Raw genomic sequence first — 20,892 nt, forward strand, 5'->3', positions numbered from 1 at the left:
CCGCCCTGCTGCTGGCCCTGCGGACGACCGCCGAGCAGCTGCATGGTGCCGTTGATGTCGACGATGATCTCGGTGGTGTAGCGCTTGATGCCGTCCTTTTCCCACTCGCGGGTCTGCAGCTTGCCTTCGATGTAGCACTGCGAACCTTTGCGCAGGTACTCGCCGGCGATTTCGGCAACCTTGCCGAACAGCGAGACACGGTGCCACTCGGTACGCTCGACCTTCTGGCCCGACTGCTTGTCGGTCCACTGCTCGCTGGTGGCCAGGCTCAGGTTGGTCACGGCGTTACCGTTGGGCAGGTAGCGGACTTCGGGATCCTGGCCACAGGTGCCGACCAGAATGACTTTGTTAACCCCACGGGCCATAACGTTCTCCTAGGCTTCGCACGCCGAAGAGGCTGGATTCACCAGTCGCTCGAGGGTCGCACGGTCCAAAATTTTCGTATCCAGTTTGATATAGATGGCGGCTTCATCTGCCACCACCACGGCGTCGGTCACACCCGGCACGGCCATCAGGCGCTCGGTCAAGCCGGCTTCCCGAACGGCCTCTGGCGTCAGCGGCATGCGCAGGCTGGTCACATAGGGCGGCTCGTTCATGCGCAAGGCGACGACCAACCAGATGGCACACAGGATTGCGCAACCAAGGAACACCATGTTCAGCCCGCCGTGCTGGAACAGCCAGCCACCGAGGATGCCTCCCAGGGCAGCGCCGAGGAACTGGCTGGTGGAATACACCCCCATCGCCGTCCCCTTGCCACCAGCAGGCGACACCTTGCTCACCAGCGAAGGCAACGAGGCCTCCAGCAGGTTGAATGCGGTAAAGAATACCACGGTGCCAATCACCAGTCCGCGCAAACCGTCAGCCCACTGCCAGAAGAACACTTCCGTCAGCAGCAGGACACTGACCGCACCAGCCAGGACGCGTTTCATCTTGCGCTTTTTTTCGCCGTAGATGATGAACGGGATCATTGCAAAAAATGAGATCAGCAGCGCGGTCAGGTACACCCACCAGTGCTGCTCCTTGGGCAGATCTCCGCGTTCGACGAAGGCCAGGGGCAGCGCGACGAAGCTGGCCATGAGGATGGCGTGGAGGATGAAAATGCCTGCATCCAGGCGCAGAAGGTCCGGATGACGCAGGGTCGGGCCGAGGGCCTGGCGCGCCACACCCGACTCGCGGTGCTGCAATGTGCTGTGGGTATTGGGCACGACGAAGGCGATCAGCAGGATACCAACCAGGGCAAGTCCTGCAGTGGCCAGGAACAATCCTGACAAGCCGAAGTGGCTTGTCAGCAATGGGCCTGTGACCATGGCGACGGCAAACGACAGGCCGATGCTCATGCCGATCATCGCCATCGCCTTGGTCCGGTGCTGCTCGCGGGTCAGGTCCGAGAGCAAAGCCATGACCGCCGCGGAAATCGCCCCGGCCCCCTGCAGGATACGCCCGGCGATCACCCCCCAGATGGTGTCTGCCTGAGCCGCCAGCAGGCTACCCAGGGCAAACACCACCAGCCCCAGGTAAATGACTGGCCGGCGGCCTATGCGGTCGGAAATCATCCCGAACGGGATCTGCAATACCGCCTGGGTCAGGCCATAGGCGCCTATGGCCAGGCCGATCAGCGCAGGGGTAGCGCCGGCCAGGTCCATGCCGTAGGTGGCCAGCACCGGCAAGACCATGAACATGCCCAGCATACGAAAGGCAAAGACCAGGGCCAGGCCGCCAGCAGCGCGGGTTTCGCCGCTGCTCATGCGCTCGTTGTGGGTGTCGTGCATGGATAAACCTCGTGTGAACCGGCGGCGATTCTATCAGTCCGACAGCTTGACGGCATCTACGCGACGCTTTGCCGCGTACTGGCAGCGCGCCGTATACTTCCTTGTTTATGCCCGCCGAGCGAGGCCGCAGTGGACAAGATCCTGATTCGTGGGGCACGTACCCACAACCTGAAGAACATCGACCTGACCCTGCCGCGGGACAAGCTTATCGTGATCACCGGCCTGTCCGGATCCGGCAAGTCGTCCCTGGCGTTCGACACACTCTACGCCGAAGGCCAGCGCCGCTACGTGGAATCGCTGTCGGCCTATGCCCGGCAATTCCTGTCGATGATGGAAAAGCCCGACGTCGACACCATCGAAGGCCTGTCGCCGGCGATTTCCATCGAGCAGAAGTCGACATCGCACAACCCAAGGTCAACGGTCGGCACCATCACCGAGATCTACGACTACCTGCGCCTGCTGTACGCCCGCGTCGGTACGCCGCGCTGCCCGGACCACGACATCCCTCTGGAAGCGCAAACGATCAGCCAGATGGTCGACCTGGTACTGGAGCGCCCGGAAGGCAGCAAGCTGATGCTGCTGGCGCCGGTCGTGCGCGAGCGCAAGGGTGAGCACCTGGCGGTATTCGACGAGTTGCGCGCCCAAGGCTTCGTGCGTGCACGGGTCAACGGCAAGCTTCATGAGCTGGACGAACTGCCGAAGCTGGACAAGCAGAAGAAGCACAGCATCGACGTGGTAGTGGACCGTTTCAAGGTCCGCGCCGACCTGCAACAGCGCCTGGCCGAATCGTTCGAAACCGCGCTGAAGCTCGCTGACGGCATCGCCTTGGTAGCGCCCATGGACGACGAGCCCGGCGAAGAGATGATCTTCTCCGCGCGCTTCGCCTGCCCGGTGTGCGGCCACGCGATCAGCGAGCTGGAGCCGAAGCTGTTCTCCTTCAACAACCCGGCCGGTGCCTGCCCGACCTGCGACGGCCTCGGGGTGAAGCAGTTCTTCGATACCAAGCGCCTGGTCAACAGCGAGCTGACCCTGGCCGAAGGCGCGATTCGCGGCTGGGACCGGCGCAACGTGTATTACTTCCAGATGCTCGGCTCGCTGGCAGCGCATTATGGCTTCAGCCTGGAAGAGCCGTTCGGTGAACTGTCCGCCGAGCACCAGAAGGTGATCCTTCAAGGCAGCGGCAAGCAGAGCGTCGACTTCAAGTACCTCAACGACCGCGGCGATATCGTCAAGCGCTCGCACCCGTTCGAAGGCATCGTGCCGAACCTCGAACGCCGCTACCGCGAAACCGAGTCGGCCACCGTGCGTGAAGAGCTGGCCAAGTTCCTCGGCACCCAGCCCTGCCCGGACTGTCGCGGCACCCGCCTGCGCCGCGAAGCCCGCCACGTGTGGGTTGGCGAGAAAACCCTGCCAGCGGTGACCAACCTGCCGATCGGTGAGGCCAGCAGCTATTTCGGTGACCTGAGCCTGACCGGCCGGCGCGGCGAAATCGCGGCAAAGATCCTCAAGGAGATTTGCGAGCGCCTGCAGTTCCTGGTCAACGTCGGCCTCGACTACCTGACCCTCGACCGCAGTGCCGATACGCTGTCTGGCGGTGAGGCCCAGCGTATCCGCCTGGCCAGCCAGATTGGTGCCGGCCTGGTCGGGGTCATGTACATCCTCGACGAACCGTCCATCGGCCTTCATCAACGGGACAACGACCGCCTGCTGGCCACCCTCAACCACCTGCGCGACCTGGGCAACACGGTGATCGTGGTTGAACACGACGAGGACGCCATACGTCTGGCCGACTACGTGGTGGACATCGGCCCAGGTGCCGGCGTGCACGGTGGCCAGATCGTCGCTGAGGGCTCGCCACAGGAGGTCATGGACCACCCTGACTCGCTGACCGGCAAGTACCTGTCCGGGCGCAAGAAGATCGTCGTGCCCGCCAAGCGCACCCCGCGCGACAAGAAACTGCAGCTAAAGCTCAAGGGCGCACGTGGCAACAACCTGCAGAACGTCGACCTGGAAATCCCGATCGGCCTGCTGACCTGCGTGACCGGCGTATCCGGCTCTGGCAAGTCGACGTTGATCAACAACACGCTGTTCCCCCTCGCGGCCACCGCCCTGAACGGCGCGAGCACCCTGGAAGCCGCGCCGCACACCAGCATGGATGGCCTGCAGCACCTGGACAAGGTCGTGGATATCGACCAGAGCCCGATCGGCCGCACACCGCGCTCGAACCCGGCTACCTACACCGGTATCTTCACGCCGATTCGCGAGCTGTTCTCCGGCGTACCGGAATCGCGCTCGCGCGGCTACGGTCCGGGGCGCTTCTCGTTCAACGTCAAGGGTGGCCGTTGCGAGGCCTGCCAGGGGGATGGCCTTATCAAGGTCGAGATGCACTTCCTGCCGGACATCTACGTGCCCTGCGACGTTTGCAAGAGCAAGCGCTACAACCGCGAAACCCTGGAGATCAAGTACAAGGGCAAGAACATCCACGAAGTGCTGGAAATGACCATCGAGGATGCCCGTGCGTTCTTCGATGCGGTACCAGCGTTGGCGCGCAAGCTGCAGACGCTGATGGACGTGGGGCTTTCGTACATCAAGCTGGGGCAATCGGCGACCACCCTGTCCGGTGGCGAGGCACAACGTGTGAAGCTCTCTCGCGAGTTGTCCAAGCGTGACACCGGCAAGACCCTCTACATCCTCGACGAGCCGACCACCGGCCTGCACTTCGCCGACATCCAGCAGCTGCTGGACGTTCTGCATCGCCTGCGTGACCACGGCAACACCGTGGTAGTGATCGAGCACAACCTGGATGTGATCAAGACTGCCGACTGGCTGGTGGACCTGGGGCCGGAGGGTGGTTCCAAGGGCGGGCAGATCATCGCCTGCGGGACGCCTGAGGAGCTGACCAAGATGAAGCAGTCTTATACCGGGCACTACCTCAAGCCGCTGCTGGAGCGTGACCGGGCCTGACGGTTGGCGCTGGCGTGAAAAAGCCCCTGGTACCGTTGGTGCCAGGGGCTTTTTCATGACGCTGTGGATAACTTACATCTGCGACTGCAGGTAATTCTCCAGGCCGATGGCCTTGATCAGACCCTGCTGCTTCTCCAGCCAGTAGGTGTGATCTTCTTCGGTATCAGCCAACTGCGCGCGCAGGATGTCGCGGCTGATGTAGTCCTTGTGCAGTTCGCACAACTCGATGCCTTTGCACAGAGCGCCACGCACCTTGTACTCGAGCTTGAGGTCGGCCTCGATCATTTCCGGCACGGTGCTGCCCACTTCGAGATCATCCGCGCGCATGTCCGGAGTGCCTTCGAGCATGAGGATACGACGCATCAGGGCATCAGCGTGCTGCGTCTCTTCTTCCATCTCGTGGTTGATACGCTCGTAGAGCTTGGTCAGGCCCCAGTCTTCGTACATGCGCGAGTGGATGAAGTACTGATCGCGAGCGGCCAGTTCGCCCTTCAGCAATGTGACGAGGTAGTTGATAACGTCCGGGTGACCTTGCATCGCCCTGCTTCTCCCTGTGAAAACGACTAATGCACATAGTGTGAACCAGCTTTTGCGCGCGGTCACTGAAAAACGCGCAATTAGAAGCAAAAAATCGGTTAAACAGTAGTGATATTCATTGAAAAACCGCCCAAATGAGGGCGGTTCTTCTTATCACTTCGACTTAGGCGAGAGTCACCCCCAATGCCTTGGCGATGCCTTCGCCGTAGGCCGGGTCAGCCTTGTAGAAGTACTGCAACTGGCGCTGAATCACGTCTTCGCTGACGCCCGCCATGGTGCCGGCGATATTACTGATCAGCAGCGCCTTCTGCTCGTCACTCATCAGGCGGAACAGCGCGCCGGCGTGGCTGTAGTAATCGTTGTCCTCGCGGTGATTGTGACGGTCCGCCGCACCGCTGAGAGCCAGTGCGGGTTCGGCGTAGCGTGGCGACTGCTTTGGCGCATCAGCGTGGCTGTTGGGCTCGTAGTTCGGCGCACTGCCGTAACTGCCCATGGCCATCGAACCATCGCGCTGGTAGCTGTTCACCGGGCTACGTGGGGCGTTCACCGGCAGTTGCTGGTGGTTGGTACCCACACGGTAGCGGTGTGCATCGGCGTAAGCGAATACGCGGCCCTGCAGCATGCGGTCTGGCGACAAGCCAACACCCGGGACCATGTTGCTCGGGCCGAATGCCGCCTGCTCCACTTCGGCGAAATAGTTGAGCGGGTTGCGGTTGAGCTCCAGCACACCGACTTCGATCAGCGGGTAGTCTTTTTGCGACCAGGTCTTGGTCACATCGAACGGGTTCTCGTCGCGGTTGGCCGCCTCGGCCTCGCTCATCACCTGGATGCACACGGTCCAGCGCGGGAAGTCACCACGCTCGATAGCCTCGAACAGGTCACGCTGGGCGTAGTCCGGGTCGGTACCGGCCAGGCGCGCTGCATCGGCCGGAGTCAGGTTCTTGATACCTTGCTGAGTCTTGAAGTGCCACTTGACCCAAGTGCGCTCGCCTTGGCCATTGACCAGGCTGTAGGTGTGGCTGCCAAACCCGTGCATATGCCGGTAACCGTCTGGAATGCCGCGGTCGGAGAACAGGATCGTGACCTGGTGCAGGGCCTCGGGCGAATGCGACCAGAAGTCCCACATCATCTGGGCGTTCTTCAGGTTGGTTTGCGGGTGGCGCTTCTGGGTGTGGATAAAATCCGGGAACTTGAGCGGATCTCGGATGAAGAACACCGGGGTGTTGTTGCCCACGATGTCCCAGTTGCCTTCCTCGGTGTAGAACTTGACCGCAAAGCCACGCGGATCGCGCTCGGTATCTGCCGAGCCACGCTCGCCACCAACCGTCGAGAAGCGCAGGAAGGTCTCGGTCTGCTTGCCAATCTGTTCGAACAGCTTGGCACTGGTGTACGAGGTGATATCGCGGGTGACGGTGAAGGTACCGTAGGCACCCGAGCCTTTCGCATGCACACGACGCTCAGGGATGTTCTCGCGGTTGAAGTGGGCAAGCTTTTCGATCAGGTGGAAGTCGTCGAGCAGCAGCGGGCCACGCGGGCCGGCGGAGCGGGAATTCTGGTTGTCGGCTACAGGTGCACCGCTGGCGGTGGTGAGAAGTTTGCTCATGGGCTCTCCTTATCGGTCTTCGAGTGCCGGCTAAACGGCTTGGGAAGAAGTATCGATGAGCGGTCACCTCAGAACAAATTCATTACATGAGTTACATCAATAGAAATAAACAATACCTGCAAGAACAAAAAACCGGGCACTAGGCCCGGTTCTTTGTAGCAGACAGAACGTCTTACTCAGCAGCTTCTACAGCACCGCCGACCGGACGATCAACCAGCTCGACGTACGCCATAGGCGCGTTGTCGCCAGCGCGGAAACCGCACTTCAGGATGCGCAGGTAGCCGCCCTGACGGGTGGCGTAACGCTTGCCCAGGTCGTTGAACAGTTTGCCAACAGCGGACTTCGAACGGGTACGATCGAAGGCCAGACGACGGTTAGCAACGCTGTCTTCCTTGGCCAGGGTGATCAGCGGCTCGGCAACGCGGCGCAGTTCCTTGGCTTTCGGCAGGGTGGTTTTGATCAGCTCGTGCTCGATCAACGACACTGCCATGTTCTGGAACATAGCCTTGCGGTGAGAGCTGGTACGGCTCAGGTGACGTCCACTTTTACGATGACGCATGATTCATTCCTTACCAAACACTACGTTCGGTGATTACGACGATCAGGCGGTCGCCTTGTCGTCTTTCTTAAGACTTGCAGGCGGCCAGTTGTCGAGGCGCATGCCGAGAGACAGACCACGAGAGGCCAGGACGTCCTTGATTTCAGTCAGGGACTTCTTGCCCAGGTTAGGAGTCTTCAACAGCTCTACTTCGGTACGCTGAATCAGGTCGCCGATGTAGTAGATGTTCTCCGCCTTGAGGCAGTTGGCCGAACGTACAGTCAGTTCCAGGTCGTCAACCGGGCGCAGCAGGATCGGATCGATCTCGTCTTCCTGCTCGACTACGACAGGCTCACTGTCACCCTTGAGGTCGACGAACGCGGCCAACTGCTGTTGCAGGATGGTCGCAGCGCGGCGGATAGCCTCTTCAGGATCCAGGGTGCCGTTGGTTTCCAGATCAATGACCAGCTTGTCCAGGTTGGTACGCTGTTCAACACGGGCGTTTTCGACCACATAGGCGATACGACGCACCGGGCTGAACGAAGCGTCCAGCTGCAGACGGCCAATGCTACGGCTTTCGTCTTCGTCGGTTTGACGGGAGTCAGCCGGCTCGTAACCACGACCACGAGCTACGGTGAGCTTCATGTTCAGGGCGCCGTTGGACGCCAGGTTCGCGATTACGTGATCGGGGTTGACGATCTCGACATCGTGATCCAGCTGAATATCGGCAGCGGTAACCACCCCCGAACCCTTTTTCGACAAGGTCAGCGTAACTTCGTCACGACCGTGCAGTTTGATAGCCAGGCCTTTCAGGTTCAACAGGATTTCAATGACGTCTTCCTGAACACCTTCGATCGCGGAGTACTCGTGGAGTACGCCATCGATCTCGGCCTCGACTACTGCACAGCCAGGCATGGAGGACAACAGGATGCGGCGCAGCGCGTTGCCCAGGGTATGGCCGAAACCACGCTCGAGAGGCTCGAGCGTAATCTTGGCGCGGGTCGGACTGACTACCTGCACATCAATATGGCGGGGAGTCAGGAACTCATTTACCGAAATCTGCATGGATGCACCTATTTTCTAGCCCTTACTTGGAGTAGAGCTCGACAATCAGGTTTTCGTTGATGTCGGCAGACAGATCGCCACGAGCAGGAACGTTCTTGAAAACGCCCGACTTCTTAGCAGAATCTACGTCTACCCACTCAACGCGGCCACGCTGGGCGCACAGTTCAAGGGCTTGAACAATGCGCAGCTGGTTCAGCGACTTCTCGCGAACCGCGACCACGTCACCCGGACGAACTTGGTAGGATGGAATGTTTACAGTCTTACCGTTGACGCTGATCGCCTTGTGCGAAACCAGCTGACGGGATTCGGAACGAGTCGAACCGAAGCCCATACGGTAAACGACGTTATCCAGACGGCACTCGAGCAGTTGCAGCAGGTTCTCACCAGTTGCGCCTTTTTTCGAGGCAGCAGCTTGGTAGTAACCGCGGAACTGACGCTCCAGAACACCGTAGATACGACGGACTTTTTGCTTCTCGCGCAGCTGGGTACCGTAGTCGGACTGACGGCCACGGCGCTGACCGTGGATACCTGGGGCTGCTTCGATGTTGCACTTCGATTCCAGAGCGCGAACGCCGCTCTTCAGGAACAGGTCGGTGCCTTCACGACGAGACAGTTTGCATTTTGGACCAATGTAACGTGCCATTCTTCTGTCTCCTGATTACACGCGACGCTTCTTCGGCGGACGGCACCCGTTGTGCGGGATAGGCGTCACGTCGGTGATGCTGGCGATCTTGTAGCCGCAGCTGTTCAATGCACGAACGGCGGATTCACGACCTGGACCTGGGCCCTTGACGTTGACGTCGAGGTTCTTCAGACCATATTCCAGCGCAGCTTGACCAGCACGCTCAGCAGCGATCTGAGCTGCGAACGGGGTGGATTTGCGCGAACCACGGAAACCCGAACCACCGGAAGTAGCCCAGGACAATGCGTTGCCCTGACGGTCGGTGATGGTCACGATGGTGTTGTTGAAAGACGCATGGATGTGGGCGATGCCATCAACCACTGTCTTTTTGACTTTTTTACGAGGACGAGCAGCAGGTTTTGCCATGTCTATATTCCTGGGCGATTACTTGCGGATCGGCTTACGCGGGCCCTTACGGGTGCGTGCGTTGGTCTTGGTGCGCTGACCGCGAACCGGCAGACCTTTACGATGACGCAGGCCGCGGTAGCAACCCAAGTCCATCAAGCGCTTGATCTTCATGTTGATGTCACGACGCAGGTCACCTTCGGTGGTGAACTTCGCGACTTCGCCACGCAGGGTTTCGATTTGCTCGTCGCTCAGATCCTTGATCTTTGCGGCTGGGTTGACACCAGCGTCTGCACAGATCTTCTGTGCAGTAGTGCGACCGACACCATAGATGTAGGTCAGCGAGATAACAGTATGCTTGTTATCTGGAATGTTGACGCCTGCAATACGGGCCATTCAGTGGGACTCCAATTGACAGCTACCTACGCCCCGGAAGCCAAGAAATAGGGCGCGAGATAATATCGCTGTAGAAACGAATAATCAACCCAGCAGCACACTAGCTGCTGGGTTTGAAGCGCAGATCACACTCAGCCTTGGCGCTGTTTGTGACGCGGTTCCGCGCTGCAGATCACTCGTACGACGCCTTCGCGACGGATGATCTTGCAGTTGCGGCACAGCTTTTTCACCGATGCACGAACTTTCATTACCGACTCCTCGAACCTTAGGGGCGTATCAGCGCAGCAGACCGCTGCCACCGTAGCCTTTCAGGTTGGCTTTCTTCATCAGGGATTCGTACTGGTGCGAAACGAGGTGCGATTGTACTTGGGACATGAAGTCCATCACAACCACTACCACAATCAGCAACGAGGTCCCGCCAAGGTAGAACGGCACATTTGCTGCCACCACCAGGAACTGGGGCAGAAGGCAGACGGCCATCATGTAAAGAGCACCGAACATGGTCAGACGAGTCAGAACGCCATCAATGTAGCGTGCGGACTGCTCACCAGGACGGATACCCGGAATAAAGGCACCGGACTTCTTCAGGTTTTCCGCTACGTCTTTCGGGTTGAACATCAACGCTGTGTAGAAGAAGCAGAAGAAAATGATCCCTGCACTAAACAGCAGAATGTTCAACGGCTGACCAGGAGCGATCGACTGCGAGATGTCCTGCAGCCAGCCCATACCTTCGGACTGACCGAACCAGGCACCCAGCGAAGCCGGGAACAGCAGAATGCTGCTCGCGAAAATGGCCGGGATAACCCCTGCCATGTTCACCTTCAGCGGCAAGTGGCTGGTCTGCGCGGCAAAGACCTTGCGGCCCTGCTGACGCTTGGCGTAGTGAACGGCGATACGACGCTGACCACGCTCAATGAACACCACGAAACCGATGATCGCTACTGCAAGCAAACCGATTGCGACCAGGGCGAAAATGTTGATATCGCCTGTGCGTGCAGACTCGAAAGACTGCCCGATTGCTCTCGGAAGACCGGCAACGATACCTGCGAAGATCAACATCGAGATACCGTTACCCACACCGCGCTCGGTGATCTGCTCACCCAGCCACATCATGAACATCGCGCCTGCCACGAAGGTGGAGACAGCAACGACATAGAAGCCGAGCCCTACAGAAAACGCCACGCCCTGGTTGGCCAGGCCAATGGACATGCCAATGGCTTGAACCAGTGCCAGGATAACGGTGCCGTAGCGGGTGTACTGGCTGATCTTGCGACGGCCAGCTTCACCTTCCTTCTTCAACTGCTCCAGTTGCGGGCTGACCGCCGTCATCAGCTGCATGATGATAGATGCCGAGATGTACGGCATGATCCCCAATGCAAAGATGCTCATGCGCTCGAGCGCGCCACCGGAAAACATGTTGAACAAGCTAAGAATGGTCCCCTCATTCTGCCGAAACAGATCCGCCAGACGGTCTGGATTGATGCCAGGAACCGGGATATGCGCACCTATCCGATAGACGATGATCGCCATGAACAGAAAGCGCAGACGAGCCCAGAGTTCCGACATCCCGCCCTTACCGAGCGAAGAGAGAGCACCTTGCTTAGCCATTTATTCCTCGAATTTGCCGCCAGCTGCTTCGATAGCCGCACGCGCACCCTTGGTGGCTGCGATGCCCTTGATGGTGACTGCGCGAGTGACTTCGCCAGACAGCATGATTTTCACACGCTGTACGTTCTGGCCAATCACGTTGGCGTCCTTCAGGGACTGTACGGAAACCACGTCGCCTTCCACCTTGGCCAGCTCGGACAGACGCACTTCAGCGCGGTCCATGGCTTTCAGGGAAACGAAGCCGAATTTCGGCAGACGACGGTGCAGCGGCTGTTGACCGCCTTCGAAGCCAGGAGCGATCGAACCACCGGAACGGGAGGTCTGACCTTTGTGGCCACGGCCGCCGGTCTTACCCAGACCGCTACCGATACCACGACCTGGACGATGCTTCTCGCGACGGGAACCCGGCGCTGGACTCAGATCATTGAGTTTCATCGATTAACCCTCGACCTTCAGCATGTAGTAAGCCTTGTTGATCATCCCGCGGTTCTCGGGAGTATCCTGGACTTCTACAGTGTGACCGATGCGACGCAGACCCAGACCTTTAACGCACAGTTTGTGGTTAGGCAGGCGGCCCGAGACGCTCTTGATCAGCGTTACTTTTACGGTTGCCATGATTAGAAGATCTCCTCAACGCTCTTGCCGCGCTTGGCAGCAATGGACTCAGGAGATTGCATGGCTTTCAGACCCTTGAAGGTGGCGTAAACCACGTTCACTGGGTTGGTCGAACCGTAGCACTTGGCCAGGACGTTCTGAACACCAGCAACTTCCAGGACGGCACGCATTGCACCGCCGGCAATGATACCGGTACCTTCCGAGGCAGGCTGCATGTAAACCTTCGAGGCGCCGTGGGCAGCCTTGGTGGCGTACTGCAGGGTGGTGCCCTTCAGGTCAACCTGGATCATGTTGCGACGTGCAGCTTCCATGGCTTTCTGGATCGCAGCAGGTACTTCGCGCGACTTGCCACGGCCAAAACCAACGCGACCCTTGCCATCACCCACCACGGTCAGTGCGGTGAAGGTGAAGATACGGCCGCCTTTTACGGTTTTAGCTACGCGGTTAACTTGAACCAGCTTCTCGATGTAGCCTTCGTCGCGCTTTTGATCGTTATTTGCCATAACTTAGAACTCCAGCCCGCCTTCACGAGCAGCATCAGCCAGCGCTTTGACGCGGCCATGGTACTTGAAGCCGGAACGGTCAAAGGCAACTTGAGATACACCGGCGGCTTTCGCGCGCTCAGCTACCAGCTTGCCAACCTTAGTGGCCGCGTCGATGTTGCCAGTGGCGCCATCACGCAGGTCTTTGTCCAAGGTCGAGGCGCTTGCCAGAACCTTGCTGCCGTCGGCCGAAATGACCTGGGCGTAGATGTGCTGCGAGGAGCGGAACACGCACAGGCGCACGACTTCGAGTTCGTGCATCTTGAGACGTGCTTTGCGAGCGCGACGCAGTCGAATAACTTTTTTGTCGGTCATTTGCTAGGCCCTACTTCTTCTTGGCTTCTTTACGACGGACTGCTTCGTCCGCGTAACGCACACCCTTGCCTTTGTAAGGCTCTGGCGGACGGAACCCGCGGATTTCAGCGGCCACCTGACCTACCAGCTGCTTGTCGATACCCTTGATCAGGATGTCGGTCTGGCTAGGAGTTTCAGCGGTGATGCCGGCTGGCAGTTCGTAGTCCACTGGGTGAGAGAAGCCCAGGGCCAGGTTCAGGACGGTGCCTTTGGCCTGTGCCTTGTAACCAACACCGACCAGCTGGAGCTTGCGCTCGAAGCCTTGGCTTACGCCTTGGACCATGTTGTTGACCAGAGCGCGGGTAGTACCGGCCATGGCGCGAGCTTGCTGGTCACCATTGCGAGCGACGAAACGCAGCTCACCAGACTCTTCGGTAACTTCAACAGACGAGTGAACGTTCAGTTCGAGAGTACCTTTGGCACCCTTCACCGAAAGCTGCTGGCCGGCGAATTTGACTTCGACACCAGAAGGCAGCTTAACGGGGTTCTTAGCGACGCGAGACATGTCTATCCCCCCTTAGAACACTGTGCAGAGAACTTCGCCGCCGACACCGGCAGCGCGCGCAGCGCGATCAGTCATCACACCTTTGTTGGTGGAGACAATAGACACGCCCAGGCCGCCACGTACTTTCGGCAGCTCAGCGACGGACTTGTACTGGCGCAGGCCTGGACGGCTGGAGCGCTTCAGTTCCTCGATGACCGGACGGCCTTCGAAGTACTTCAGTTCGATCGACAGGGAAGGCTTGGCTTCACCAGTAACCTGGTAGCCAGCGATGTAACCTTCGTCCTTCAGAACTTTGGCAACCGCGACCTTCAGGGTGGAGGAAGGCATGCTTACGACGGACTTTTCAGCCATCTGGGCATTACGGATGCGAGTTAGCATGTCCGCTAACGGGTCCTGCATACTCATGGGCTAGATGCTCCTGATACAAGAAATATTAGCCTTGCGGCTATCACAACCACCCGAGCGGGCAGGGTAAAAAACCCAGGCTCAGGTGAGCCGGTCATTCTAGACATAAGGCAGAAACGAAACAAGCCCCACGAGGGGGCTTGTTTGTTGGCGAGGTCACCGATGGTCGGAAGATTGCTCCCCGTCCACCGGGATCACACCTGCAGGGATTACCAGGAGGCTTTGACCAGACCCGGTACGTCACCGCGCATTGCAGCTTGACGCAGCATGTTACGGCCCAGGCCGAACTTACGGTATACACCGTGAGGACGACCAGTCAGGCGGCAACGGTTGCGCAGACGCGCAGCGCTGGCATCACGTGGCTGTTTCTGCAGAGCGACAACGGCAGCGAAACGCTCTTCTGGAGAGGCGTTCAGGTTGACGATGGTCGCTTTCAGCTCAGCACGCTTTTTGGCGAACTTGGCTACCGTGAGCTGACGCTTCAGCTCGCGGTTTTTCATGCTCTTCTTGGCCATTTTCCTACTCCAATCAGTTGCGGAACGGGAATTTGAATGCACGCAGCAGAGCGCGGCCTTCGTCATCCGAACGAGCAGTGGTGGTCAGGGTGATGTCCAAACCGCGCAGAGCATCGATCTTGTCGTAGTCGATTTCCGGGAAGATGATCTGCTCTTTCACGCCCATGCTGTAGTTGCCACGGCCATCGAAGGACTTGGCATTCAGGCCGCGGAAGTCGCGTACCCGAGGCAGGGAGATCGCCAGCAGGCGGTCCAGGAATTCGTACATCTTGTCGCTACGCAGGGTCACCTTGACGCCGATCGGCCATCCTTCACGGACTTTGAAGCCCGCGATGGATTTACGAGCGAAAGTCACGACCGGCTTTTGACCGGTGATCTTTTCCAGGTCGGCAACAGCGTGCTCGATGACTTTCTTGTCGCCGATCGCTTCGCCCAGACCCATGTTCAGGGTGATCTTGGTAACGCGCGGAACTTCCATCACGTTCGACAGCTTAAGTTCTTCCTTAAGCTTAGGAGCGATTTCGTTCCGGTAAATCTCTTTCAGTCGTGCCATGGTCTTCTACCTAGCAGTGTTCAAGCATCAACCGCTTTTTGGGTCGACTTGAAGACACGAATTTTCTTACCGTCTTCTACTTTGAAACCAACGCGGTCAGCCTTGTTGGTTTCGCCGTTGAAGATGGCAACGTTGGAAGCGTGCAGAGGCGCTTCTTTTTCGACGATACCGCCCTGAACGCCCGCCATCGGGTTAGGCTTGGTATGACGCTTGACCAGGTTCACACCACCGACGACCAGACGGTCATCAGCCAGAACCTTCAGCACCTTACCGCGCTTACCTTTGTCTTTGCCGGCGATCACGATGATCTCGTCGTCACGACGAATCTTTTGCATGTCGGATCTCCTTACAGCACTTCAGGGGCGAGCGAGACGATCTTCATGAACTTCTCAGTACGAAGTTCACGGGTCACTGGCCCGAAGATGCGAGTGCCGATCGGCTCTTGCTTGGTGTTCAGCAGAACAGCAGCGTTGCCGTCGAAACGAATGATGGAACCGTCAGCGCGACGTACACCGTGACGGGTACGGACGACAACAGCAGTCATCACTTGGCCTTTTTTGACCTTACCGCGTGGAATTGCTTCCTTGACGGTTACTTTGATGATGTCACCGATGCCGGCGTAACGGCGGTGCGAACCGCCGAGAACCTTGATGCACATGACGCGACGAGCGCCGCTGTTATCGGCCACATCGAGCATGGATTGAGTCTGAATCATAAAATTTCTCCGACCCCTAGCCCTTAGACTTCAACAGCGCGTTCGAGGACTTCAACCAGTGCCCAGGACTTGGTCTTGGCCAGCGGACGGGTTTCACGGATGGAAACCTTGTCGCCAATTTTGCACTGGTTGGATTCGTCGTGCGCGTGCAGCTTAGTCGAACGCTTAACGTATTTACCGTAGATCGGGTGCTTTACGCGACGCTCGATCAGAACGGTGATGGTCTTGTCCATTTTGTCGCTGACGACACGGCCAGTCAGCGTACGGACGGTTTTTTCAGCTTCAGCCATGATCACTTACCTGCCTGCTGGTTAAGCACAGTTTTCACGCGAGCGATGTCACGCTTAACTTGCGAGAGCAGGTGCGACTGCCCCAACTGGCCAGTTGCCTTCTGCATACGCAGATTGAACTGGTCGCGCAGCAAGCCGAGCAGTTGCTCATTCAGTTGCTGTGCAGATTTTTCACGAAGTTCATTCGCTTTCATCACATCACCGTCCGCTTAACAAAGGAGGTGGCGAGAGGCAGCTTTGCAGCAGCCAGGGCGAAAGCTTCGCGCGCCAGCTCTTCAGAAACACCCTCGATCTCGTACAGGACTTTGCCTGGCTGGATCTGGGCAACCCAGTATTCCACGGAACCTTTACCTTTACCCATACGAACCTCGAGAGGCTTCTTGGAGATCGGCTTGTCCGGGAACACACGGATCCAGATCTTGCCGCCACGCTTCACGTGACGGGTCAGCGCACGACGTGCGGACTCGATCTGGCGAGCGGTGAGGCGACCGCGAGCAACAGCTTTCAGGGCGAATTCGCCGAAGCTGACTTTGCTACCGCGCAGTGCCAGACCACGGTTGTGGCCAGTCATCTGCTTGCGGAATTTTGTACGCTTTGGTTGCAACATTTGGCGTACCCCTTACTTAGCAGCTTTTTTACGAGGCGCTGGTGCTTGTGGTTTCAGTTCTTCTTGGCGACCACCAATAACTTCGCCTTTGAAGATCCAAACCTTCACACCGATCACACCGTAAGTGGTGTGAGCTTCGTAGGTGTTGTAGTCGATATCGGCACGCAGGGTGTGCAGCGGCACACGACCTTCGCGATACCACTCGGTACGAGCAATCTCAGCACCGCCGAGACGACCGCTCACCTGGATCTTGATGCCCTTGGCACCAATACGCATGGCGTTCTGTACGGCGCGCTTCATGGCGCGACGGAACATTACGCGGCGTTCCAGCTGCTGAGCTACGCTCTGCGCAACCAGCATAGCGTCGAGTTCCGGCTTGCGGATCTCTTCGATGTTGATGTGCACAGGCACACCCATCTGCTTGGTCAGGTCCTGACGCAGCTTCTCGACATCTTCACCTTTCTTCCCGATAACGATACCTGGACGAGCGGTGTGGATGGTGATGCGTGCAGTTTGAGCCGGACGATGAATATCGATACGGCTTACGGACGCGCTTTTTAGTTTGTCTTGGAGGTACTCACGCGTTTTCAGATCCTTCAACAGGTAATCTGCGTAAGTAGCACCGTCTGCGTACCAGACGGAGGTGTGCTCCTTGACGATTCCCAGGCGAATGCCAGTGGGATGTACTTTCTGACCCATCTGATCGACTCCGTTACTTGTCCGCAACCTTGACAGTGATATGGCAAGACCGCTTGACGATGCGATCAGCACGGCCCTTGGCACGTGGCATGATGCGCTTCAGCGAACGCCCTTCGTTGACGAAGACGGTGGAGACCTTCAGGTCATCAACGTCTGCGCCTTCGTTGTGTTCGGCGTTGGCTACGGCCGACTCGAGGACTTTCTTCATGATTTCAGCGGCTTTTTTGCTGCTGAAGGCCAACAGGTTGAGCGCTTCGCCCACCTTCTTCCCGCGGATCTGGTCGGCGACCAAGCGGGCTTTCTGGGCGGAGATGCGAGCGCCCGACAACTTAGCGGCTACTTCCATTTCCTTACCCCTTAACGCTTGGCTTTCTTGTCAGCCACGTGCCCGCGATAGGTGCGGGTACCGGCGAACTCGCCCAGTTTGTGGCCGACCATGTCTTCGTTCACGAGAACTGGGACATGCTGACGACCGTTGTGAACCGCGATGGTCAGACCGACCATTTGTGGCAGGATCATCGAACGGCGCGACCAGGTTTTAACTGGCTTGCGATCGTTCTTCTCCACCGCCACTTCGACCTTCTTCAACAGGTGAAGATCGATAAAAGGACCTTTTTTCAGAGAACGTGGCACTGTCGTATCCCTCTAGTTACTTGCGACGACGGACGATCATGTTGTCGGTACGCTTATTACCGCGGGTCTTCGCACCCTTGGTTGGGAAGCCCCATGGCGATACCGGATGACGACCACCGGAGGTACGACCTTCACCACCACCATGTGGGTGGTCAACCGGGTTCATGGCAACACCACGAACGGTTGGGCGAACGCCGCGCCAGCGTTTGGCACCAGCTTTACCCAGCGAACGCAGGCTGTGCTCGGAGTTCGAGACTTCACCCAGGGTCGCACGGCACTCAGCCAGGACTTTACGCATTTCACCAGAGCGCAGACGCAGGGTCACGTAGACACCTTCACGAGCGATCAGCTGAGCCGAAGCACCAGCGGAACGTGCGATCTGAGCACCTTTACCCGGCTTCAGTTCGATGCCGTGAATGGTGCTACCTACTGGAATGTTGCGCAGCTGCAGGGAGTTACCAGCCTTGATTGGGGCCAGGGCACCTGCGATCAGCTGGTCGCCAGCGCTCACGCCTTTAGGGGCGATGATGTAGCGACGCTCACCGTCTGCGTAGCACAGCAGGGCGATGTGAGCAGTACGGTTTGGATCGTATTCGATACGCTCGACAGTGGCTGGGATGCCATCTTTGTCGTTGCGACGGAAGTCGACCAGACGGTAATGCTGCTTGTGACCACCACCAACGTGACGAGTGGTAATGCGGCCATTGTTGTTACGACCACCAGACTTCGATTTTTTCTCGATCAGCGGTGCGTGAGGAGCGCCTTTGTGCAGCTCCTTGTTGACCACCTTGACCACGAAACGGCGGCCAGGGGAAGTCGGTTTGCATTTAACGATTGCCATGATGCACCCCTTCCTTACTCAGCACTGCTGCTGAAATCGAGATCTTGGCCTGGCTGAAGGGAGACGATCGCCTTCTTCCAGTCATTACGCTTGCCCAGACCACGTGCGGTACGCTTGGTTTTACCCAGAACGTTAACAGTCGACACGTTTTCAACTTTTACGTTGAACAGGCCTTCGACAGCTTTCTTGATTTCCAGCTTGGTTGCATCGGTAGCAACCTTGAATACGAACTGGCCTTTTTTCTCAGCCAGAACGGTAGCCTTCTCGGAAACGTGCGGGCCAAGGAGGACTTTGAATACGCGTTCCTGGTTCATCCCAGCAGCTCCTCGAATTTCTTCACGGCCGAGACGGTGATCAACACCTTCTCGTATGCGATCAGACTGACCGGGTCGGAACCTTGAACGTCACGTACATCGACGTGCGGCAGGTTGCGAGCAGCCAGGTACAGGTTCTGATCAACAGCGTCGGAAACGATCAGTACGTCGTTCAGACCCATGCCGTTCAGCTTGTTCAGCAGATCTTTGGTTTTCGGCGCTTCAACAGCGAAGTCCTGAACCACGACCAGACGGTCGCTACGCACCAGCTCAGCGAGGATGGAGCGCAGGGCTGCGCGGTACATCTTCTTGTTGAGCTTCTGCGAGTGATCTTGAGGACGAGCTGCGAAGGTTACACCACCGCCACGCCAGATCGGACCACGAGTGGTACCAGCACGAGCACGGCCAGTACCCTTCTGACGCCATGGGCGCTTACCGCCACCGGCCACGTCGGAACGGGTCTTCTGCTGCTTGGTGCCCTGACGGCCGCCAGCCATGTAGGCTACGACTGCTTGGTGTACCAGCGTCTCGTTGAATTCGCCACCGAAAGCCAGTTCGGAAACTTCGATCGCCTGAGCGTCATTTACATTAAGTTGCATGTCAGTATCCCCTTAACCGCGAGCCTTGACAGCTGGACGTACAACCACGTCGCCGCCAGTAGCGCCAGGAACGGCACCCTTGACGAGCAGCAGGTTGCGCTCAGCGTCTACGCGAACTACTTCCAGGGACTGAACAGTCACGCGCTCGGCGCCCATGTGACCGGACATTTTCTTGCCCTTGAACACACGACCAGGAGTCTGGCACTGGCCGATGGAACCTGGGACACGGTGCGACACGGAGTTACCGTGGGTGTTGTCCTGGCCACGGAAGTTCCAGCGCTTGATGGTACCGGCGAAGCCTTTACCTTTGGACTGACCAGTAACGTCAACCAGCTGGCCTGCAGTGAAGAGTTCAGCTTTGATCGAGTCGCCAGCCTGGAACTCGCCTTCTTCAAGACGGAACTCCCAGACACCGCGACCAGCGGCAACGTTGGCCTTGGCGAAGTGACCTGCCTGAGCGGCAGTCACACGCGAAGCACGACGCTCGCCGACAGTGACTTGCACTGCACGGTAGCCATCGGTTTCTTCAGTTTTGAACTGGGTGACACGATTCGGCTCGATCTCAATGACCGTGACCGGAATGGAGACACCTTCTTCGGTGAAAATGCGGGTCATACCGCACTTGCGACCGATTACACCAATAGTCATGTTGTAAACCTCATGAGTGTACGGGGCTTTCACCCGCTATGGCCGCCCATTTCAGAGCGTTACACGACTAGACCGAAGTCTTAGCCGAGGCTGATCTGTACTTCCACACCTGCCGCCAGATCGAGCTTCATCAGCGCGTCAACGGTTTTATCCGTTGGCTGGACGATGTCCAGAACACGCTTATGAGTGCGAATCTCGTACTGGTCACGCGCGTCTTTGTTGACGTGCGGGGAGACCAGAACGGTGAAACGCTCTTTGCGGGTAGGCAGTGGAATTGGACCACGCACTTGTGCACCAGTACGTTTCGCGGTTTCCACGATTTCCTGGGTGGATTGGTCGATCAGGCGATGGTCGAAAGCCTTCAACCTGATACGGATTTGCTGATTTTGCATTGGATTTCAGACTCCAGGCTGTTCCCAACGGACGCACTACGCCCGCTAAAAGGAGGCGTGATTCTATAGACGCCCCAATTTAGTGTCAACCCAATAAAAAAAACCCCCGCTGAGCGGGGGTTTTTTCAATCGGTCGAGTGATTACTCGATGATTTTGG

At 58.1% G+C, this 20,892-nt stretch carries 33 protein-coding genes; 1 reads left to right on the forward strand and 32 read right to left on the reverse strand.

All coding sequences use genetic code 11. From position 1 onward, the window contains the following. Together APH33_RS21105 and APH33_RS21110 are read right to left on the reverse strand one after the other, a co-directional pair. Positions 1-365, reverse strand: a 365-nt coding sequence (locus tag APH33_RS21105; RefSeq protein ID WP_054887034.1) for a single-stranded DNA-binding protein, incomplete at its 3' end; no start/stop codon positions are given. 9 nt (positions 366-374) lie between these two features. After that, entirely contained in the window at positions 375-1,769 is a 1,395-nt protein-coding gene (locus tag APH33_RS21110) for an MFS transporter (RefSeq protein WP_054887030.1), read from the reverse strand. 129 nt (positions 1,770-1,898) lie between these two features. Between APH33_RS21110 and uvrA the strand changes: the two genes are divergently transcribed. Further along, the gene (uvrA, locus tag APH33_RS21115) at positions 1,899-4,733 is read left to right on the forward strand and encodes an excinuclease ABC subunit UvrA (RefSeq protein ID WP_054887031.1); all 2,835 of its coding nucleotides are present in this window, start codon (positions 1,899-1,901) and stop codon (positions 4,731-4,733) included. 72 nt (positions 4,734-4,805) lie between these two features. Here the strand turns inward: uvrA and bfr are convergent, their stop codons facing one another. The 30 genes from bfr to rpsJ all read right to left on the reverse strand — a co-directional run bounded on the left by bfr (position 4,806) and on the right by rpsJ (position 20,734). After that, positions 4,806-5,270 carry a bacterioferritin gene (gene bfr, locus APH33_RS21120; RefSeq protein WP_016715322.1) on the reverse strand — a complete coding sequence of 155 codons (465 nt, stop codon included), beginning with the start codon at positions 5,268-5,270 and terminating at the stop codon, positions 4,806-4,808. Positions 5,271-5,433: 163 nt separating this feature from the next. Beyond that, positions 5,434-6,873: a catalase gene (locus APH33_RS21125; RefSeq protein WP_054887032.1), complete on the reverse strand. Its 1,440-nt coding sequence runs from the start codon at positions 6,871-6,873 to the stop codon at positions 5,434-5,436. 172 nt (positions 6,874-7,045) lie between these two features. Next, complete coding sequence (gene rplQ / locus APH33_RS21130; RefSeq protein ID WP_003255451.1) at positions 7,046-7,432, reverse strand: 50S ribosomal protein L17; 387 nt, start codon at positions 7,430-7,432, stop codon at positions 7,046-7,048. A gap of 42 nt (positions 7,433-7,474) precedes the next feature. Then, complete coding sequence (gene rpoA, locus APH33_RS21135) at positions 7,475-8,476, reverse strand: DNA-directed RNA polymerase subunit alpha (protein WP_003255452.1); 1,002 nt, start codon at positions 8,474-8,476, stop codon at positions 7,475-7,477. A 22-nt stretch (positions 8,477-8,498) separates the two neighbouring features. Next, positions 8,499-9,119: a 30S ribosomal protein S4 gene (gene rpsD, locus APH33_RS21140; protein WP_027917844.1), complete on the reverse strand. Its 621-nt coding sequence runs from the start codon at positions 9,117-9,119 to the stop codon at positions 8,499-8,501. A gap of 15 nt (positions 9,120-9,134) precedes the next feature. Beyond that, entirely contained in the window at positions 9,135-9,524 is a 390-nt protein-coding gene (gene rpsK / locus APH33_RS21145) for a 30S ribosomal protein S11 (protein WP_003255454.1), read from the reverse strand. An 18-nt stretch (positions 9,525-9,542) separates the two neighbouring features. After that, positions 9,543-9,899, reverse strand: a complete 357-nt coding sequence (gene rpsM / locus APH33_RS21150) for a 30S ribosomal protein S13 (RefSeq protein WP_003255457.1) — start codon at positions 9,897-9,899, stop codon at positions 9,543-9,545. Positions 9,900-10,030: 131 nt separating this feature from the next. Further along, positions 10,031-10,147 carry a 50S ribosomal protein L36 gene (gene rpmJ / locus APH33_RS21155; protein ID WP_002555468.1) on the reverse strand — a complete coding sequence of 39 codons (117 nt, stop codon included), beginning with the start codon at positions 10,145-10,147 and terminating at the stop codon, positions 10,031-10,033. 28 nt (positions 10,148-10,175) lie between these two features. Next, complete coding sequence (secY, locus tag APH33_RS21160; RefSeq protein WP_016393394.1) at positions 10,176-11,507, reverse strand: preprotein translocase subunit SecY; 1,332 nt, start codon at positions 11,505-11,507, stop codon at positions 10,176-10,178. Continuing rightward, the gene (gene rplO, locus APH33_RS21165; protein ID WP_023382625.1) at positions 11,508-11,942 is read right to left on the reverse strand and encodes a 50S ribosomal protein L15; all 435 of its coding nucleotides are present in this window, start codon (positions 11,940-11,942) and stop codon (positions 11,508-11,510) included. A gap of 3 nt (positions 11,943-11,945) precedes the next feature. Next, complete coding sequence (gene rpmD / locus APH33_RS21170; protein ID WP_003255463.1) at positions 11,946-12,122, reverse strand: 50S ribosomal protein L30; 177 nt, start codon at positions 12,120-12,122, stop codon at positions 11,946-11,948. A gap of 2 nt (positions 12,123-12,124) precedes the next feature. Beyond that, entirely contained in the window at positions 12,125-12,625 is a 501-nt protein-coding gene (gene rpsE / locus APH33_RS21175) for a 30S ribosomal protein S5 (RefSeq protein ID WP_003255465.1), read from the reverse strand. 3 nt (positions 12,626-12,628) lie between these two features. Next, positions 12,629-12,979 carry a 50S ribosomal protein L18 gene (gene rplR, locus APH33_RS21180; protein ID WP_003255467.1) on the reverse strand — a complete coding sequence of 117 codons (351 nt, stop codon included), beginning with the start codon at positions 12,977-12,979 and terminating at the stop codon, positions 12,629-12,631. Between the two features lie 10 nt (positions 12,980-12,989). Next, positions 12,990-13,523 (reverse strand): 50S ribosomal protein L6, encoded by a 534-nt coding sequence (rplF, locus tag APH33_RS21185; RefSeq protein ID WP_054887033.1) that lies wholly within the window; start codon positions 13,521-13,523, stop codon positions 12,990-12,992. A gap of 12 nt (positions 13,524-13,535) precedes the next feature. After that, the gene (gene rpsH, locus APH33_RS21190) at positions 13,536-13,928 is read right to left on the reverse strand and encodes a 30S ribosomal protein S8 (protein ID WP_009681971.1); all 393 of its coding nucleotides are present in this window, start codon (positions 13,926-13,928) and stop codon (positions 13,536-13,538) included. A gap of 209 nt (positions 13,929-14,137) precedes the next feature. Further along, the gene (rpsN, locus tag APH33_RS21195) at positions 14,138-14,443 is read right to left on the reverse strand and encodes a 30S ribosomal protein S14 (protein WP_012316516.1); all 306 of its coding nucleotides are present in this window, start codon (positions 14,441-14,443) and stop codon (positions 14,138-14,140) included. Between the two features lie 13 nt (positions 14,444-14,456). After that, positions 14,457-14,996: a 50S ribosomal protein L5 gene (gene rplE / locus APH33_RS21200; protein WP_003255474.1), complete on the reverse strand. Its 540-nt coding sequence runs from the start codon at positions 14,994-14,996 to the stop codon at positions 14,457-14,459. Positions 14,997-15,016: 20 nt separating this feature from the next. Further along, positions 15,017-15,331: a 50S ribosomal protein L24 gene (gene rplX, locus APH33_RS21205; RefSeq protein ID WP_016715319.1), complete on the reverse strand. Its 315-nt coding sequence runs from the start codon at positions 15,329-15,331 to the stop codon at positions 15,017-15,019. Between the two features lie 11 nt (positions 15,332-15,342). Beyond that, positions 15,343-15,711 carry a 50S ribosomal protein L14 gene (gene rplN, locus APH33_RS21210; protein ID WP_008089810.1) on the reverse strand — a complete coding sequence of 123 codons (369 nt, stop codon included), beginning with the start codon at positions 15,709-15,711 and terminating at the stop codon, positions 15,343-15,345. Positions 15,712-15,734: 23 nt separating this feature from the next. Then, positions 15,735-16,001 (reverse strand): 30S ribosomal protein S17, encoded by a 267-nt coding sequence (gene rpsQ, locus APH33_RS21215; protein WP_008089812.1) that lies wholly within the window; start codon positions 15,999-16,001, stop codon positions 15,735-15,737. A gap of 2 nt (positions 16,002-16,003) precedes the next feature. After that, complete coding sequence (rpmC, locus tag APH33_RS21220; protein ID WP_002555481.1) at positions 16,004-16,195, reverse strand: 50S ribosomal protein L29; 192 nt, start codon at positions 16,193-16,195, stop codon at positions 16,004-16,006. After that, positions 16,195-16,608 (reverse strand): 50S ribosomal protein L16, encoded by a 414-nt coding sequence (rplP, locus tag APH33_RS21225; protein WP_003255479.1) that lies wholly within the window; start codon positions 16,606-16,608, stop codon positions 16,195-16,197. The genes rpmC and rplP overlap by 1 nt, the downstream gene beginning before the upstream one ends. A 12-nt stretch (positions 16,609-16,620) precedes the next feature. After that, positions 16,621-17,307, reverse strand: coding sequence for a 30S ribosomal protein S3 (gene rpsC / locus APH33_RS21230; protein WP_003255481.1), 687 nt, complete (start codon positions 17,305-17,307; stop codon positions 16,621-16,623). A 13-nt stretch (positions 17,308-17,320) separates the two neighbouring features. After that, positions 17,321-17,653: a 50S ribosomal protein L22 gene (rplV, locus tag APH33_RS21235; protein ID WP_003103908.1), complete on the reverse strand. Its 333-nt coding sequence runs from the start codon at positions 17,651-17,653 to the stop codon at positions 17,321-17,323. A gap of 11 nt (positions 17,654-17,664) precedes the next feature. Continuing rightward, on the reverse strand, positions 17,665-17,940 hold the full coding sequence (gene rpsS / locus APH33_RS21240) for a 30S ribosomal protein S19 (protein ID WP_003255482.1): 276 nt from the start codon (positions 17,938-17,940) through the stop codon (positions 17,665-17,667). A 16-nt stretch (positions 17,941-17,956) separates the two neighbouring features. Continuing rightward, entirely contained in the window at positions 17,957-18,781 is an 825-nt protein-coding gene (gene rplB / locus APH33_RS21245; protein WP_003255483.1) for a 50S ribosomal protein L2, read from the reverse strand. A gap of 14 nt (positions 18,782-18,795) precedes the next feature. Continuing rightward, on the reverse strand, positions 18,796-19,095 hold the full coding sequence (rplW, locus tag APH33_RS21250) for a 50S ribosomal protein L23 (RefSeq protein ID WP_003255484.1): 300 nt from the start codon (positions 19,093-19,095) through the stop codon (positions 18,796-18,798). Then, positions 19,092-19,694 (reverse strand): 50S ribosomal protein L4, encoded by a 603-nt coding sequence (gene rplD, locus APH33_RS21255; protein WP_027917846.1) that lies wholly within the window; start codon positions 19,692-19,694, stop codon positions 19,092-19,094. The genes rplW and rplD overlap by 4 nt, the downstream gene beginning before the upstream one ends. Positions 19,695-19,706: 12 nt before the next feature. Continuing rightward, on the reverse strand, positions 19,707-20,342 hold the full coding sequence (rplC, locus tag APH33_RS21260; protein WP_027917847.1) for a 50S ribosomal protein L3: 636 nt from the start codon (positions 20,340-20,342) through the stop codon (positions 19,707-19,709). A gap of 80 nt (positions 20,343-20,422) precedes the next feature. Then, entirely contained in the window at positions 20,423-20,734 is a 312-nt protein-coding gene (gene rpsJ, locus APH33_RS21265; protein WP_003186070.1) for a 30S ribosomal protein S10, read from the reverse strand. Between the last annotated feature and the right edge of the window lie 158 nt (positions 20,735-20,892).

Origin of the sequence: Pseudomonas sp. NBRC 111130, assembly GCF_001320485.1 — a bacterium.
Lineage (GTDB): Bacteria > Pseudomonadota > Gammaproteobacteria > Pseudomonadales > Pseudomonadaceae > Aquipseudomonas > Aquipseudomonas vlassakiae.

Coding starts and splice junctions, on each gene's coding strand:
- rplN (WP_008089810.1), bottom strand. CDS start 15,711: ATGATTCAGACTCAATCCATGCTCGATGTGGCCGATAACAGCGGCGCT.
- secY (WP_016393394.1), bottom strand. CDS start 11,507: ATGGCTAAGCAAGGTGCTCTCTCTTCGCTCGGTAAGGGCGGGATGTCG.
- rplQ (WP_003255451.1), bottom strand. CDS start 7,432: ATGCGTCATCGTAAAAGTGGACGTCACCTGAGCCGTACCAGCTCTCAC.
- rplX (WP_016715319.1), bottom strand. CDS start 15,331: ATGCAAAAGATTCGTCGTGACGACGAGATCATCGTGATCGCCGGCAAA.
- rplR (WP_003255467.1), bottom strand. CDS start 12,979: ATGACCGACAAAAAAGTTATTCGACTGCGTCGCGCTCGCAAAGCACGT.
- rplO (WP_023382625.1), bottom strand. CDS start 11,942: ATGAAACTCAATGATCTGAGTCCAGCGCCGGGTTCCCGTCGCGAGAAG.
- rplE (WP_003255474.1), bottom strand. CDS start 14,996: ATGGCACGACTGAAAGAGATTTACCGGAACGAAATCGCTCCTAAGCTT.
- rplW (WP_003255484.1), bottom strand. CDS start 19,095: ATGAACCAGGAACGCGTATTCAAAGTCCTCCTTGGCCCGCACGTTTCC.
- rpsM (WP_003255457.1), bottom strand. CDS start 9,899: ATGGCCCGTATTGCAGGCGTCAACATTCCAGATAACAAGCATACTGTT.
- rpsH (WP_009681971.1), bottom strand. CDS start 13,928: ATGAGTATGCAGGACCCGTTAGCGGACATGCTAACTCGCATCCGTAAT.
- rpsJ (WP_003186070.1), bottom strand. CDS start 20,734: ATGCAAAATCAGCAAATCCGTATCAGGTTGAAGGCTTTCGACCATCGC.
- rpsK (WP_003255454.1), bottom strand. CDS start 9,524: ATGGCAAAACCTGCTGCTCGTCCTCGTAAAAAAGTCAAAAAGACAGTG.
- rplP (WP_003255479.1), bottom strand. CDS start 16,608: ATGTTGCAACCAAAGCGTACAAAATTCCGCAAGCAGATGACTGGCCAC.
- rplF (WP_054887033.1), bottom strand. CDS start 13,523: ATGTCTCGCGTCGCTAAGAACCCCGTTAAGCTGCCTTCTGGTGTCGAA.
- rplC (WP_027917847.1), bottom strand. CDS start 20,342: ATGACTATTGGTGTAATCGGTCGCAAGTGCGGTATGACCCGCATTTTC.
- bfr (WP_016715322.1), bottom strand. CDS start 5,270: ATGCAAGGTCACCCGGACGTTATCAACTACCTCGTCACATTGCTGAAG.
- rplV (WP_003103908.1), bottom strand. CDS start 17,653: ATGGAAGTAGCCGCTAAGTTGTCGGGCGCTCGCATCTCCGCCCAGAAA.
- APH33_RS21110 (WP_054887030.1), bottom strand. CDS start 1,769: ATGCACGACACCCACAACGAGCGCATGAGCAGCGGCGAAACCCGCGCT.
- rpmC (WP_002555481.1), bottom strand. CDS start 16,195: ATGAAAGCGAATGAACTTCGTGAAAAATCTGCACAGCAACTGAATGAG.
- rpoA (WP_003255452.1), bottom strand. CDS start 8,476: ATGCAGATTTCGGTAAATGAGTTCCTGACTCCCCGCCATATTGATGTG.
- rpsE (WP_003255465.1), bottom strand. CDS start 12,625: ATGGCAAATAACGATCAAAAGCGCGACGAAGGCTACATCGAGAAGCTG.
- APH33_RS21125 (WP_054887032.1), bottom strand. CDS start 6,873: ATGAGCAAACTTCTCACCACCGCCAGCGGTGCACCTGTAGCCGACAAC.
- rpsC (WP_003255481.1), bottom strand. CDS start 17,307: ATGGGTCAGAAAGTACATCCCACTGGCATTCGCCTGGGAATCGTCAAG.
- rpsD (WP_027917844.1), bottom strand. CDS start 9,119: ATGGCACGTTACATTGGTCCAAAATGCAAACTGTCTCGTCGTGAAGGC.
- rpsQ (WP_008089812.1), bottom strand. CDS start 16,001: ATGGCTGAAGCTGAAAAAACCGTCCGTACGCTGACTGGCCGTGTCGTC.
- rpmD (WP_003255463.1), bottom strand. CDS start 12,122: ATGGCAACCGTAAAAGTAACGCTGATCAAGAGCGTCTCGGGCCGCCTG.
- rplD (WP_027917846.1), bottom strand. CDS start 19,694: ATGCAACTTAATGTAAATGACGCTCAGGCGATCGAAGTTTCCGAACTG.
- rplB (WP_003255483.1), bottom strand. CDS start 18,781: ATGGCAATCGTTAAATGCAAACCGACTTCCCCTGGCCGCCGTTTCGTG.
- rpmJ (WP_002555468.1), bottom strand. CDS start 10,147: ATGAAAGTTCGTGCATCGGTGAAAAAGCTGTGCCGCAACTGCAAGATC.
- rpsN (WP_012316516.1), bottom strand. CDS start 14,443: ATGGCCAAGAAGAGCATGAAAAACCGCGAGCTGAAGCGTCAGCTCACG.